The 14,418-nt window shown below is 41.8% G+C and carries 14 protein-coding genes; 10 read left to right on the top strand and 4 right to left on the bottom strand.

The features are described from left to right. Positions 1-34 precede the first annotated feature (34 nt). Positions 35-748, bottom strand: coding sequence for a 16S rRNA (guanine(527)-N(7))-methyltransferase RsmG (gene rsmG / locus N596_RS05010; protein WP_023024156.1), 714 nt, complete (start codon positions 746-748; stop codon positions 35-37). A gap of 71 nt (positions 749-819) precedes the next feature. Between rsmG and N596_RS05005 the strand changes: the two genes are divergently transcribed. After that, positions 820-1,380, top strand: coding sequence for a LemA family protein (locus N596_RS05005; protein ID WP_003013312.1), 561 nt, complete (start codon positions 820-822; stop codon positions 1,378-1,380). 1 nt (position 1,381) lies between these two features. Continuing rightward, complete coding sequence (htpX, locus tag N596_RS05000; RefSeq protein WP_023024155.1) at positions 1,382-2,278, top strand: zinc metalloprotease HtpX; 897 nt, start codon at positions 1,382-1,384, stop codon at positions 2,276-2,278. A gap of 300 nt (positions 2,279-2,578) precedes the next feature. Here the strand turns inward: htpX and N596_RS04995 are convergent, their stop codons facing one another. The 3 genes from N596_RS04995 to N596_RS04990 all read right to left on the bottom strand — a co-directional run bounded on the left by N596_RS04995 (position 2,579) and on the right by N596_RS04990 (position 4,941). Further along, entirely contained in the window at positions 2,579-3,799 is a 1,221-nt protein-coding gene (locus tag N596_RS04995) for an MFS transporter (RefSeq protein WP_023027169.1), read from the bottom strand. After that, positions 3,796-3,972, bottom strand: coding sequence for a hypothetical protein (locus N596_RS10245; RefSeq protein ID WP_023027168.1), 177 nt, complete (start codon positions 3,970-3,972; stop codon positions 3,796-3,798). The genes N596_RS04995 and N596_RS10245 overlap by 4 nt, the downstream gene beginning before the upstream one ends. Positions 3,973-4,080: 108 nt before the next feature. After that, the gene (locus tag N596_RS04990; protein WP_023027167.1) at positions 4,081-4,941 is read right to left on the bottom strand and encodes a helix-turn-helix domain-containing protein; all 861 of its coding nucleotides are present in this window, start codon (positions 4,939-4,941) and stop codon (positions 4,081-4,083) included. A gap of 207 nt (positions 4,942-5,148) precedes the next feature. Between N596_RS04990 and N596_RS04985 the strand changes: the two genes are divergently transcribed. The 8 genes from N596_RS04985 to N596_RS04950 all read left to right on the top strand — a co-directional run bounded on the left by N596_RS04985 (position 5,149) and on the right by N596_RS04950 (position 14,397). Continuing rightward, positions 5,149-5,688: a YceD family protein gene (locus N596_RS04985; RefSeq protein ID WP_042361201.1), complete on the top strand. Its 540-nt coding sequence runs from the start codon at positions 5,149-5,151 to the stop codon at positions 5,686-5,688. A 124-nt stretch (positions 5,689-5,812) separates the two neighbouring features. Further along, the gene (locus N596_RS04980; RefSeq protein WP_023027165.1) at positions 5,813-7,291 is read left to right on the top strand and encodes a flotillin family protein; all 1,479 of its coding nucleotides are present in this window, start codon (positions 5,813-5,815) and stop codon (positions 7,289-7,291) included. Between the two features lie 168 nt (positions 7,292-7,459). Further along, positions 7,460-8,884: an NADP-dependent phosphogluconate dehydrogenase gene (gnd, locus tag N596_RS04975; RefSeq protein ID WP_006151777.1), complete on the top strand. Its 1,425-nt coding sequence runs from the start codon at positions 7,460-7,462 to the stop codon at positions 8,882-8,884. Positions 8,885-8,893: 9 nt separating this feature from the next. After that, positions 8,894-9,583: a response regulator transcription factor gene (locus N596_RS04970; RefSeq protein ID WP_023027164.1), complete on the top strand. Its 690-nt coding sequence runs from the start codon at positions 8,894-8,896 to the stop codon at positions 9,581-9,583. Positions 9,584-9,651: 68 nt separating this feature from the next. Beyond that, positions 9,652-10,218: a helix-turn-helix domain-containing protein gene (locus tag N596_RS04965; protein WP_023023319.1), complete on the top strand. Its 567-nt coding sequence runs from the start codon at positions 9,652-9,654 to the stop codon at positions 10,216-10,218. Continuing rightward, on the top strand, positions 10,149-11,036 hold the full coding sequence (locus N596_RS04960; RefSeq protein WP_081697786.1) for an IS3 family transposase: 888 nt from the start codon (positions 10,149-10,151) through the stop codon (positions 11,034-11,036). Before N596_RS04965 ends, N596_RS04960 begins: the two co-directional genes overlap by 70 nt. 292 nt (positions 11,037-11,328) lie before the next feature. Next, complete coding sequence (locus N596_RS04955; protein ID WP_042361432.1) at positions 11,329-13,518, top strand: PTS transporter subunit IIBC; 2,190 nt, start codon at positions 11,329-11,331, stop codon at positions 13,516-13,518. Positions 13,519-13,581: 63 nt separating this feature from the next. After that, positions 13,582-14,397, top strand: coding sequence for an endonuclease/exonuclease/phosphatase family protein (locus tag N596_RS04950; protein WP_023024137.1), 816 nt, complete (start codon positions 13,582-13,584; stop codon positions 14,395-14,397). Positions 14,398-14,418 lie beyond the last annotated feature (21 nt).

Raw genomic sequence — 14,418 nt, 5'->3', positions numbered from 1 at the left:
TTTTGACTTTATCCGCTTAGCCCTTTGTATCTTACTACAATGGCCGCTTATTGGGCATGCCAGCTTTTCTTGGATATTTATTAGGAGTTTCTTTTTTCTTCTCCACAACAGTGATGTAACGAGGATCTCCATTTGGCAATTCATACTGTAGATTGTCTTCGACCTTGCTAAAAAGGATGTTGAGGGCATTTTTTGCTTCTTCCAACTCTTCTGGAGCATTGCTGGCCTTGAGAGCGAGGAGACGTCCCCCTACTTTCAGGTAAGGGATGGTCAGTTCAGAGAGAACCTGCATGCGGGCAACCGCGCGGGCAGTTACGATATCAAATTGGGCACGAAAGGCCTTGTCTTGTGCAAAGTCCTCAGCTCGTCCATGGTAGAAATGTACTCCGCTCAAACCCAACTCTTCAGCTAGTAAATGAAGGAAATTGATTCGCTTATTGAGGGAATCAATAATGGTCACATCTAGCTCAGGGAATAGGATCTTCATTGGTAGACTCGGAAAGCCAGCACCAGCGCCGATATCCAAGAGACGGATGGGTTGGTTTTCAATCAAACCTTGTAAAATGGGTGCGATAGAATCATAAAAATGCTTGAGATAGACTTCATCTTTATCGGTGATAGCGGTGAGATTAATTTTCTCATTCCATTCCACGAGGAGCTCGAAATAGCGTTCGTATTGCTCTTTTTGTCGATCAGTTAGTGGGAAGCCGAGGTCGGCTAAACGGTCATAAAATTCTTCTGGTTTCATAAGATAATTTTACCACAAAATAAGGGAAATTTGATATACTGGTACTAAAGAAATGAAAGGAATTCAATAAAATGATTTGGATTATTCTTGGGGTCTTAGTGGTCCTTGTGTTGATGGTAGTAGGAGTTTACAACGGTTTAGTGAAAAGTCGGATGCAAACTCGTGAAGCTTGGAGTCAAATTGACGTGCAATTGAAACGTCGGAATGACTTGATTCCAAATTTGATCGAAACCGTTAAAGGGTATGCTAAGTACGAAGGAGATACACTAGCAAAAGTAACTCAACTTCGCCAACAAGTAGCGCAAGCATCTTCACCTGCAGAAGCAATGGCAGCCAGTGATGCTCTTTCACGTCAAGTGGCAGGTATCTTTGCGGTGGCTGAAAACTACCCAGACTTGAAAGCTAACACCAACTTCATGCAATTGCAAGAAGAATTGACTAACACAGAAAACAAAATTTCTTATGCTCGTCAATTGTACAACAGTGTCACAAGCAACTACAATGTCAAGTTGGAAACTTTCCCAACAAACGTGATTGCTGGAATGTTTGGCTTCAAACAAGCCGAATTCCTTCAAGTGCCTGAAGAAGAAAAAGCTGTACCAAAGGTGGATTTTAGCGGATTAGGAGACTAATATGCTGTTTGACCAAATTGCAAGCAATAAAAGGAGAACCTGGATTCTCCTTATTGCTTTTTTCATACTCTTGGCCCTCATCGGAGCAGCCGTCGGCTACCTCTGGTTAGGCTCCTCTCTTGGTGGTGTCATCCTAGCTTTGATTATTGGTGGAATCTATGCGATTAGTATGATTTTTCAATCGACAGAGGTAGTGATGCGGATGAACGGGGCGCGTGAGGTGACGGAAGAGCAAGCCCCTCAACTCTACCATATTGTCCAAGATATGGCCATGGTAGCTCAAATCCCTATGCCTCGGGTCTATATTGTAGATGATCCATCCATGAATGCATTTGCGACGGGGTCTAATCCTCAAAATGCTGCTGTTGCAGCAACGACAGGTCTTCTAGCTGTGATGAACCGTGAGGAATTGGAGGGAGTCATCGGACACGAAGTCAGCCATATTCGCAATTACGATATCCGCATCTCTACGATTGCAGTTGCCCTTGCTAGTGCCATCACCATGCTCTCTAGTATTGGAGGACGGATGATGTGGTGGGGCGGTGGTCGTAGACGGGATGATGATCGAGAAGGGGGCAGTGGTTTAGAAATTATTATTCTGATCCTTTCCTTGATTGCCATCGTCTTAGCGCCATTAGCGGCGACCTTGGTCCAGTTAGCCATTTCCCGTCAACGGGAGTTCCTAGCGGATGCCTCAAGTGTCGAATTGACACGGAATCCTCAAGGAATGATCAATGCTCTTTTGAAACTGGATAATAGTGTGCCTATGCAACGAGAAGTCGATAGTGCAAGTAGTGCTCTCTTTATCAACGATCCAAAAAAAGAATCAGGTTTTCAAAAGCTCTTTTATACCCACCCACCGATTGCAGAGCGGGTGGAAAGACTAAGAAGAATGTAAAGCAAATCTACAATTAGTAAGATTGAGAGTGTGAGAAAACTGTTTTTCTTTACAAATCTAATAAATTCTATAAAAATGAAAGAAATTTATTCGTTAGAATGATTCAGTCATCTATTGAAACTTTCCGCCGTGAGAAAAAGTGCTTGAAATACTACGTTTCAAGCACTCGGGAGTTTTGGAACCTTAGGTCCAAAACTAAGTCATGGAACTTCGATGAAGTTCGCTGACGTCCGTACTCACCTAAGGAAAGTTTTAAGGATGACTTTGTCTTCAATTTGAATCCACCGGATGGTGGATTTTTTATTTGCTTGATAAGAGGACAGTACCGAAACCAAGGAAGGCAAATATTCCCCAAGCAAGAGAGAGGTTCCAGATAGCTAAGCTAGAGAAAAGGGCTGTTCCAAGTGGCATGGCAAAGCTTACCATCAGTCCCAAAAAGCTAGAGGTAGAAGCTAATTTTTCAGCTGGCAGTTTGCTCATTAAAAGACTGGAAACTTTTGGATTTATTTTTGCAACAAGATAACTGAGGAAAGTGATGAGTAAAAGGGAAAGGATATCCCAGCGTACCAAAATATTTGTGAGGCCAAGGATGCTCAGGCCACTTGCAATCCACAGTAGGATATGATGGAGCGATTGCTTGGAAAAATAGTCATGGGGTGTCAGGCTAGCCCAGACCATACTTAAGATCGTTACAGCTTCTAAAATCAAGAGAGATTGGCTGAAGCTCAAATGAAAGAAGGGAGAGTGAAGCAGTTGCAAATTGTAGATCCCAGAGATGGATCCCCCTAAGGCATTGATGAAAATTAAGGATAGGAGAAGTTTTCCAAAATTGTGAACCTCTTCGTCTGCAAAGATAGTGGTGACATTGCGATACATGTCTCGACATTCTTGAAGGAAAGAAACGTTCTTACTAGATTCCACTTGAATAGGTTCGTGGGTCAGTTGACTTCGTCGGATGAAAAGACAAGTGGAAGAAAGGAGAAATGTCAGAGCATTGATCGAAGCAACAAGTGCAAAGTTTTGATGGCTGATGGCTAGAAGCCAAACTCCTAGGGCTTGTCCAGAAATCGAGCAGACCATACTAAGCAGTTGATTAAAGGAATAGGCTTCCATCAGATCCTCGCTAGGGATGTTCTTCTGCATAATGGGAAGTTGCAAGCCCCCGCGATAATCACTGAAACAATCTGACACAATATTTAAGAAGCAAACGATCGAAAAGGCCAGGTAACCTGGAATCTTGGTCATCAGTGCAATGATGACGAAAAGAATAGCTTGCAGAAAGCCCATTCGGATTAGCCAGTCAGCTTTTTTAGCGGTGTGATCGGCCTTCATTCCAATGAAAATGGTGAAAAGACTTGGGATAAAAACAATGAGATTGGCGATCCCAACTGCGAGACTTGGATGGGGCATGCTAGCGGCAAAGACCACAAAGACAAGGTTGTATATTGCAGCACCAATGGTATTCAAAAAACGTGAAAGACTGAGTAAGGCAAAGATGGGATTGCGAAATAAGAGTTTCATAAGCTTTCCTCCTTCTGTTTAGCAGATAAAATAACTTCTCTTGAATGGTGCAAGACCTGCTTGATAAGAGACAGTTTCTCTTCTTCTGTCAGTTCTAATTTTTCCTCTTTAAAATAAAAACTAGTAGTTTTAAGGAAATAATGAAGGAGACGATTCTTTAGTTTGCTTATCATACTGGGACCTCTTTCTTTTCTTGATGATCCTATTGTACCCCCTAAAAGCAAGAAGATTTACATGTTGCATATTTTCAACAAAAAACCACAGAATAGATCTGTGAGTTTTTAAGATTCCTTGAAGAGTTCTTGCATGCTCTGTTTGTAGTAGTTGACGCTGTCCTTACAATCCAAAATAGAAAGGACCTGGATGGCCTGTTCCATCTTTTCAAGACCAGTTTCTTTTTCTCCCTTTCGATAGAGAAATTCCCCTTTGGCATAGAGATAAACGGTCCGAAGGTAGGCTTCGTTTTCGGAGTAAAAGTGGTCCTTGATTAGCTGATCAAAATAAGATGCATCTTCAAATTCATTCGAACTGATGGCCAGAAAAAATCCATTGAGAAAAATAGAGTTGAGGGCAGGAAGAGAAGAGTCTAGGAGAAGCTTGAAGTCCTCCCGTTGGACCAATTCCTCTGTGTACTGTCGATAGAGCTGACTGGAAAAAAGTGGAGAGGTTAGTGAAAATAGGCTTAATTCAAAATTTCCCCAGACCATGACAGAGAAGAGGTAGTCATAGAGGAAATCTAGTTCCTCTTGGTTAGCAGTCAACTCTACCTCAGTAAAGTTGCCAAGCATTTGGGCCTTGAGAATAATGCTGGCTAAGAAGTCTTCTTTTTTGTGCTCTTTCTGATAAGCTAGCTGGTAGCTTTGGTACAAGGCTTGATCATGTTCCAAGCTCATGTTTTCATAGTGCTCTTTCAACAATTTGGGGATAAAGGAGTGCTGATCGATCCCTGCTAGATGGGAAAACTCACTGAGGCTTGTTTTGATCTGTTGCAAGGCATGAAAAAAGCGTTGGGTCGTCAGGTCATTTTCTCCTCTTTCAAATCGTGACAGCATGGAGCGCGAAAACTCCCCGCCTGTAGCTTCTTCTAATGAAATATGGCGACTTTCCCGTATTTGTCGAAAAACTGCTCCGATGTCTTTCATGTTTTCTCCTCTATCTATACAAGGACCAATGCCTTAGCAAATGAACCTCTTTTATCCAAGAGATTGTGGGACCTTGGTGTACAACACCAATAGGTCTAGTACACTGTATCTTTTTCATGATTATAACAAATTTTTTAGGAGACTTCTTGGTTGAAGGGACAGCTTCATGATATACTAGTAGTATCTAGAAGATGTGAGGGCAAAAGAATGAACTTATATACACAAGAAATCCGTAAAAATCCTGAAGGACTGGCTTTTGATCAAGAGTTGGATTTGCTAAAAGAATTGCAAAAGCGCAATCCAGAAATTCTTGATTTAAAGGATGTGACAGCGACAGGGCGAGTAGCCTATGATACAGGTCTCTATGTCTTGGATTACCAATTGACCTATACCATCGTCCTTGCCTCTAGCCGAAGCATGGAACCCGTTGAGCTTCAAGAGAGCTATCCTGTGACAGAGGTGTTCGCTGAGGACGCACAGTCAGAGGCAGATATCGAAGCTCTTGAGGAAGATCTGATCCTTCCCATCGAAGGGGGCAGAATTGATCTGAGTGAAAGCGTGGCAGATAATATCCTGCTCAATATTCCTCTCAAGGTTCTCACTCCGGAAGAAGAGGCCGGACACGGCTTTATCGAGGGCAATGATTGGAAAATCATGACAGAAGAAGAGTACCAAGAAGCTCAAGCGGTTAAGAAAGAAGAAAATAGTCCTTTTGCTGGTCTCCAAGGTTTATTTGAGGAAGAATAGGCTAGGGATGACATATTAAAAATCTAAACATAAATACAGGTCTTTTCTTTGAGGAAAAGACTTCTTTTGATATACTAAGATTTATAAACAACAGAGGGGAGACCTCTGAAAAAAGGAGAAAAATATGGATACATTATTTATTCCAGGCTGGTTGATAACAGGTCTCATTGTTGCTGTCATTATTGTAGTTTTGCTTGTAAAAGGCTACGTGAACGCTAAACCAAACGAAGTTGTTGTTATTACAGGTCTTCGGAAGCAACGCCACTTACGCGGGAAAGCTGGTTTTATGATTCCCTTTGTCGAACAACGCTCTTATCTTGATATTGAGCAATTCTCGACAGATGTTCGGACATCTGAAGCAGTCCCAACACTGGACTTCATTAACGTCCGTGCCGATGCAGCTGTTAAATTAAAAATCGGTACAACCGATGAGATGATTGCCCGTGCTGCAGAGAACTTCTTGAACTGGAATACGACAGATATTTCCAATTCTGTCCAAGATGTCTTGGAAGGAAACTTGCGGGAAGTGATCGGTCAGATGGAGCTCCGTAAGATGGTCAATGACCGTCAAGAGTTTGCCTCAAAGGTGCAAGACAACGTAGCGCCAGACTTGGCTAAAATGGGTCTGGAAGTCATCGCCTTTACGGTTCAATCTTTCTCTGATGAAGGGGGAGTCATTGATAACCTTGGTATCGAAAATGTTGAAACCATCAAGAAGGATGCCTTGATTGCTAAAGCCAAAGCAGAACGCGAGCGCAAAGAAGTAGAAGCGGAACAAGATAAGCTAGCCAACGACAAACGCGTCGCAGCCGACCTTGAAATCGCGCAAAAACAAAATGAGTTGAAACTCAAACAAGCAGCCCTCAAGCAAGAAGCAGATATTGCTCAAGCCAAGGCAGATGCTGCGAAAGGGATTGAGGCAGAAGTGCAACGTCGTGAACAAGAGCGCGTGGCAGCTGAAGCCAACATCATGAAACAAGAGAAAGAAGCGGAAGTTAAGGAACGCGAAGTTAAGGTTCGTGAGCAAGAATTGGATGCCAACATCCGTAAGCAAGCCGAAGCTGAAAAGTATGCTCGTCAACAAGCAGCCGAAGCAGAATTGATCGAACGCCAACGCAAGGCGGAAGCTGAACTTTTCGAAACACAAAAAGAAGCGGAAGCTCGGAAAGCTCAAGCCGAAGCAGAGAAATTTGCCCAATTGCAAGAGGCAGAAGCCATCGAAGCCAAAGGTCGTGCAGAAGCTGAAGCCATTCGCTTGAAACTAGAAGCCGAAGCCAAAGGTTTGGACCAAAAGGCAGAAGCGATGAAGAAAATGCAAGAAGCAGCCATTACTGAAATGGTCGTTGATAAGTTGCCTGAAATTGCGCGTGCTGTCGCTGAGCCATTGACCAAGGTGGATAAGATCACCATGTATGGTGAAGGAAACGCCTCTAAGATGGTGGGTGATATCATGCAAAGTATCGATCAAGTCTCTCAAGGAGCTGGATTTGATATCCGTCAATTACTAGCAGGAGCTCTTGGGGTCAATATGACGGTCAACAAACTCAAAGAAGGAGAACAACCGGTCATTGAAGCGGATGAATTAGCTTCAAAAGAAGATTAATGCCATTCATAAGTAAGTGTCTGAGAACTGTTTCTCGGGCACTTTTGTTTTTAAGATCAAATGACTTGTATGATCTTCTCTCTCTTGGAGAAGTGGGAAGCTATTTTCTACTTTCATTTGATGTCAAAAAATGGTAGAATATAGGCAAACTATAAAGAGGAGTGTCACATGACTAAAGCAAACTTTGGTGTTGTTGGTATGGCCGTAATGGGTCGTAACCTTGCCCTTAATATTGAATCTCGTGGATACACAGTTGCTATCTATAACCGTAGTAAAGAAAAAACAGAAGATGTTGTTGCTTGCCATCCTGAAAAGAACTTTGTGCCAAGCTATGATATCGAAAGCTTTGTAAACTCAATCGAAAAACCACGTCGTATCATGCTCATGGTTCAAGCTGGACCTGGTACAGATGCAACCATCCAAGCCCTTCTTCCACACTTGGATAAAGGCGATATCTTGATTGACGGAGGAAACACTTTCTACAAAGATACTATCCGTCGTAATGAAGAGTTGGCCAACTCTGGTATCAACTTTATCGGTACTGGTGTCTCTGGTGGTGAAAAAGGTGCCCTTGAAGGTCCTTCTATCATGCCTGGTGGACAAAAAGAAGCGTATGAATTGGTAGCAGACGTTCTTGAAGAAATCTCTGCCAAAGCACCAGAAGATGGCAAACCATGTGTGACTTACATCGGTCCTGATGGAGCTGGTCACTATGTGAAAATGGTCCACAACGGTATCGAGTATGGGGACATGCAATTGATCGCAGAAAGCTATGACTTGATGCAACACTTGCTTGGACTTTCAGCTCAAGATATGGCTGAAATCTTCACTGAGTGGAACAAGGGCGAATTGGACAGCTACTTGATCGAAATCACGGCTGATATCCTTGGACGTAAAGATGATGAAGGTCAAGATGGACCAATCGTAGACTATATTTTGGATGCTGCAGGAAACAAGGGAACTGGTAAATGGACTAGCCAATCAGCGCTTGACCTTGGTGTGCCTTTGTCACTTATTACGGAGTCAGTATTTGCACGTTACATCTCTACTTACAAAGAAGAACGTGTACACGCTAGCAAGGTGCTTCCAAAACCAGCAGCCTTCAAATTTGAAGGAGATAAGGCTGAGTTGATTGAAAAGATCCGTCAAGCCCTTTACTTCTCAAAAATCATTTCATACGCACAAGGTTTTGCACAATTGCGTGTCGCTTCTAAAGAAAATAACTGGAACTTGCCATTTGCAGACATCGCTTCTATCTGGCGCGATGGATGTATCATCCGTTCTCGTTTCTTGCAAAAGATCACGGATGCATACAACCGTGATGCAGACCTTGCTAACCTTCTTTTGGATGAGTACTTCTTGGATGTCACTGCTAAGTACCAACAATCTGTTCGTGATATCGTAGCTCTTGCTGTTCAAGCAGGTGTACCAGTACCTACTTTCTCAGCAGCCATCACTTACTTCGATAGCTACCGTTCAGCGGATCTTCCAGCTAACTTGATTCAAGCGCAACGTGACTACTTTGGTGCCCACACATACCAACGTAAAGACAAAGAAGGTACTTTCCACTATTCTTGGTACGACGAAAAATAATTGTAGGTTATGACAAAGCGGATATTACTAGTAGAAAATGAAAAGAATTTAGCGCGCTTTATTGATTTAGAACTTCAGAAAGCTGGCTATGTAGTTGATTTGGTAGAACAAGGGGAAATGGCCTTGAAACTCCTGCAGGCTACAGAATATGATTTAATTCTTCTCAATTACGAACTAGAAGATATGAGTGGGGAAGAGTTTGCCCAGCGTCTGAGCAAGATTCGTCCTGCAGCAGTCTTGATTGTCTTGGATAGTCGTGAGAAAATTTCAGAGCATATGGAGAGTATCCAACGATTTGCAGTATCTTATGTCATCAAACCATTCGTGATCAGTGATTTGGTTGAGAAAATCATCGCTATTTTTAGAGGCCGTGATTTTATTGACCAACATTGTAATCAGATGAAAGTTCCCACTTCCTATCGGAATTTGCGAATTGATGTCGAGAATCATATGGTGTATCGGGGAGAAGAAGTAATTGATCTGACACGTCGTGAATATGATTTATTAGCAACTTTGATGGGAAGCAAACATGTCCTTAGTCGGGAGCAACTCTTAGAGCGGGTGTGGAAATATGAGAGTACAGCAGAAACCAATATCGTTGATGTCTATATTCGCTATCTTCGTGGGAAAATAGATCTTCCAGGACAAAAGAGCTATATCAAAACTGTCCGAGGTGTCGGCTACCAAATGCAAGAATAACAACAATCCCTTTGATGAGAAATGATATGTACCCTCTTTACTGGACACCCAGTAAGGAGGGTATTTTCATGCGTTACAGTCATGAGTATAAGTTAGAGTGTATTGAGCTATATAGAAAAGGAATATGGCCTGAAACACCAGAAGGAATAAAAACATCAAACTTTCATCTAATGGTTCGATACTGGGCTCGTATCGAAGAAGAAAATGGACCAGATGCATTAAAGCACTTAGGTAATAACAAAGTGTGGACCCCTGAAGCGAAATATGAATTAGTTGCTAAAGTATTAGCAGGACAATCCAACAAGTCAGTTGCTGTTTCTGCAGGTATAAATAATGGAATGCTATATACCTGGGTTCGCAAATACAAAGAATTAGGTTACAATGGTCTTGTGAATAAAAAGAAAGGTCGCAAGAGTAAGAACCCTGTTATGAAAAAGAAAACGATTAAGCCCAAACCTTTAACTGAATCAGAACGTGAAGAGTTAATCAGACTAAGAGAAGAAATTGCGGCAATGAAAGCGGAGATTGAAGTAGTAAAAAAAAGGATCGCCTTGAGGCAAGAAAGATGGGCTGCGCAACTCAAGGCGAAAAAGCAGCAATCATCAAAGCGCTCAGAGAAGAAGGATACCAATTAAAGCACCTACTAAAAGGTTTAAATATGCCTAAATCAACTTACTACTACGAAATCAGTAAAGTTGATACTGTAGACTTTAGAAATATTAAGCTCACTGAAGAAATCAAGAAAATATTTAGCCAGCATAAAGGTAGATATGGTGTGAGAAGAGTGTATAGAGAGCTCTTAAGACGTGGAAATTCTGTCAATCATAAAAGAGTACAACGTATCATGCATTCACTTGGATTGCAAGGCAAAAGACCTAAAGAAAAGTATCACTCATTCAAGGGTGAAGTAGGTAAAGTAGCACCAAACATAATAGATAGAGACTTTACAGCAACAGCACCACTTCAGAAGTGGACAACTGATGTATCTCAGTTTAACTTTTCATGGGGAAAGTGTTACCTTTCTCCGATAATTGATATGTACACAAATGAAGTTATTTCATATGACTTGTCGATGAGTCCAAACCTAAATCAAATCAAGAGAATGCTAGAGATGGCGTTTAAAAAGTTCAAATCACTTACAGGATTAATATTTCATTCAGATCAAGGATGGCAATATCAACACAACTACTATCGTCAGGAACTAAAAAACAGGGGAATTATCCAATCAATGTCTAGACGTGGCAATTGTATAGATAATTGCATTATGGAAACATTCTTTGGACGTCTAAAGAATGAAATGTACTACAGCTACGAGAAAGAATATGAATCATTTGAGAGCTTTTCAAAAGCACTAGATGAATACATAAGTTATTACAACAATGAAAGAATACAAGGAAAAACAAAATGGATGCCACCTGTAATGTACAGGATAGCATCCATGTGTTCCACTTAGTTCATAACATGTGTCCAGGATTCTGGGTACATATCAAAATCTCAAAGGGATTTTTTTGTTTGTCAAAAAGGAAGAAAGAAAAATTTTTTAAAAAAATTTTTTTAAAATCTTGTGAAAGAAGCAAACGTTTGCCTGGATTACAGTATTTCCAAGGCCTTTGTATATAATGTTTGTGAATTAAAAATTTACATGTAAGGGCTTTACAAAAGAAAAAAAGTGGTATAATAGTAAGTGAAATATGCAAACGTTTTCTCGTATTGCGGGCATTTCAATTTTATAAGGAGGTCGAATGATGAATAAACAATCATTCAAAAGTCTATTAAGCTTTGAATTTTGGCAAAAATTCGGTAAAGCGTTGATGGTGGTCGTTGCAGTTATGCCGGCGGCAGGTCTGATGATCAGTCTTGGTAAAACCATTGCAATGATTAATCCAGAACTTGGTTTCTTGGTAACTACCGGTGGTGTTCTTGAACAGATCGGTTGGGGGGTTATCGGAAACCTCCACATCCTCTTTGCTCTCGCTATCGGTGGTAGCTGGGCGAAAGAACGTGCGGGTGGGGCCTTTGCAGCAGGTCTATCCTTTATCCTGATTAACCGGATCACTGGTGTGATGTTCGGTGTAACAGGAGATATGCTGAAAGATCCAGAAGCGAAGGTGAAAACACTTCTTGGTGGATCTATCAAGGTTGCTGATTACTTCACGAGTGTGTTAGAATCACCTGCCTTGAATATGGGAGTTTTCGTTGGGATTATTGCCGGTTTTGTAGGGGCAACAGCCTTTAACAAATACTACAACTACCGCAAGTTACCAGATGCCCTATCATTCTTTAACGGGAAACGCTTTGTTCCATTTGTCGTTATCCTTCGTTCTGCAATTGTGGCTCTTATCTTGTCATTCTTATGGCCAGTAGTCCAAACAGGAATTAACAACTTTGGTATTTGGATTGCTAACTCAAAAGAGACTGCTCCAATCTTAGCACCATTTGCTTTCGGTACCTTGGAACGTCTCTTGCTTCCATTTGGTCTTCACCACATGTTGACTATCCCAATCAACTATACTCAATTGGGTGGTACTTATGAAGTGTTAACTGGTGCAGCAAAAGGCACTCAAGTATTTGGTCAAGATCCACTTTGGTTGGCTTGGATTACAGACTTAGGAAATACAAAAGTTTCTGACCCTGCTACTTACCAACACTTGTTGGATACTGTCACACCTGCTCGTTTCAAAGTGGGACAAATGATCGGTTCATTCGGTATCTTGATGGGGGTTGCCCTTGCCATTTACCGTAATGTAGACCCTGATAAGAAACACAAATACAAAGGGATGATGATTGCGACTGCTCTTGCAACCTTCCTCACAGGGGTTACAGAACCAATCGAGTACATGTTTATGTTCGTAGCAATGCCTCTTTACCTCGTTTATGCAGTGGTACAAGGTGCAGCCTTCGCGATGGCAGATATCGTCAATCTCCGTGTCCATTCATTTGGAGCTATTGAGTTCTTGACTCGTACACCAATGACCATTAAAGCTGGCCTTGGTATGGACATCTTTAACTTCATTTGGGTAACGATTCTCTTTGCTGTGATCATGTACTTCATTGCAAACTTCATGATCCAGAAATTTAACTACGCAACTCCTGGACGTAATGGAAACTACGAACAAGCTGAAGGAGATGTAGATGCATCTGAAACTTCAGGTTCAGGTAAAGTGGCCGCTGCTTCTCAAGCAGTTAACGTGATCAACCTTCTTGGTGGTCGTGCCAATATCGTCGATGTAGATGCATGTATGACTCGTCTTCGTGTCACTGTTAAAGATGCTGAAAAAGTTGGTACAGAAGAACAATGGAAGGCTGAAGGAGCTATGGGACTTGTCATGAAAGGACAAGGGGTCCAAGCGATTTACGGTCCAAAAGCGGACGTCTTGAAATCAGATATCCAAGATTTGTTAGACTCAGGTGAAGTGATTCCTGAAACTCTTCCAAGTCAAAAGACAGCGGCTCAACAAGCAGAAGTTGCCTTTAAAGGGGTGACGGAAGAAGTTCACTCAGTTGCTGAAGGACAAGTCATTGAATTAGAAAAAGTTCAAGATCCAGTCTTCTCACAAAAAATGATGGGTGACGGATTTGCAGTTGAACCAGCAAATGGTCAGATTGTTTCACCAGTAGCTGGTAAGGTGACAAGCGTCTTCCCTACCAAACATGCGCTTGGTTTGGTAACAGAATCTGGTCTTGAAGTCCTCGTTCATATCGGTCTTGATACTGTAAGTTTGGAAGGTAAACCTTTCACAGTGAAGGTAGAAGAAGGCCAAACAGTGGCAGCGGGAGACCTATTGGTAGAAGCAGATTTGGATGCTATTCGTGAAGCTGGACGTGCAACTTCAACAGTTGTAGTCTTCACAAATGGTGCAGCTATTCAATCTGTCACTCTTACACAAACTGGTCAACTTCCAGCAGATGCTGTGGTTGCTAAGGTTGAATTATAATCTATGAGAGTTATTCCTTGTATCTATTGGATACAGGGAATTCTCTATTAGGAGAGTAGGATCATGAAATTTTTAACTTTAAACACTCATAGTTGGATGGAAGAAAATCCCCAACAAAAATTTGAGGACTTATTAAAAGACATTCTTGCAAAGCAATACGATGTGATTTGTTTCCAAGAAATAAATCAGACCATCGAAAGTCCAGTTGTTCCTGTTAATGACTTGTACCATCCAACTCCTTCTGCGGAGCCGATCCATCAGGATCACTATGTTCGTTGTTTAGTTGAAAAATTAGAAGAAGAAGGATTGAGCTACCACTGGACCTGGGCTTATAACCATATCGGCTATGACCGTTATCATGAAGGTGTGGCGATTCTATCGCGTACCCCAATCCAGGCAAGCGAACTCTTGGTTTCAGATGTGAATGATCCAACAGATTATCATACACGACGGATTGCCATTGCAGAAACCCAAGTTGATGGGAAAGACATTGCTGTTGCCAGTGTTCACCTCTCTTGGTGGGACAAAGGCTTCCAGCAAGAGTGGGCGCGTTTAGAAGAACGCTTTAGCCAATTGCAAAAGCCTTTGATTTTAGCTGGGGACTTTAATAATCCAGCTGGGCAAGAAGGTTATGAAGCCATTTTAGCGAGCCCGCTAGCTCTTCAAGATAGCTTTATTGAAGCTCGCCAGACCAAGGGGACTTACACTGTAGGTCCTGGAATTGATGGATGGGATGATAATCAAGTACCCTTGCGGATTGATTATATTTTCACCTCAAAAGAATGGGTTATCGAACGGCTAGAAGTTGTGTTTGATGGTTCTAGTCAGCCTCTCGTTAGCGACCATTATGGTTTGTCAGCTGACTTGTATTTACCATAATATTCAAATCCCTATCCCTCC

The organism is Streptococcus ilei (genome assembly GCF_000479335.1).
GTDB classification, from domain to species: Bacteria; Bacillota; Bacilli; order Lactobacillales; family Streptococcaceae; genus Streptococcus; species Streptococcus ilei.
The sequence above is the reverse complement of the archived record's forward strand: the minus strand, read 5'-3'. Positions and strand labels throughout refer to the sequence as shown.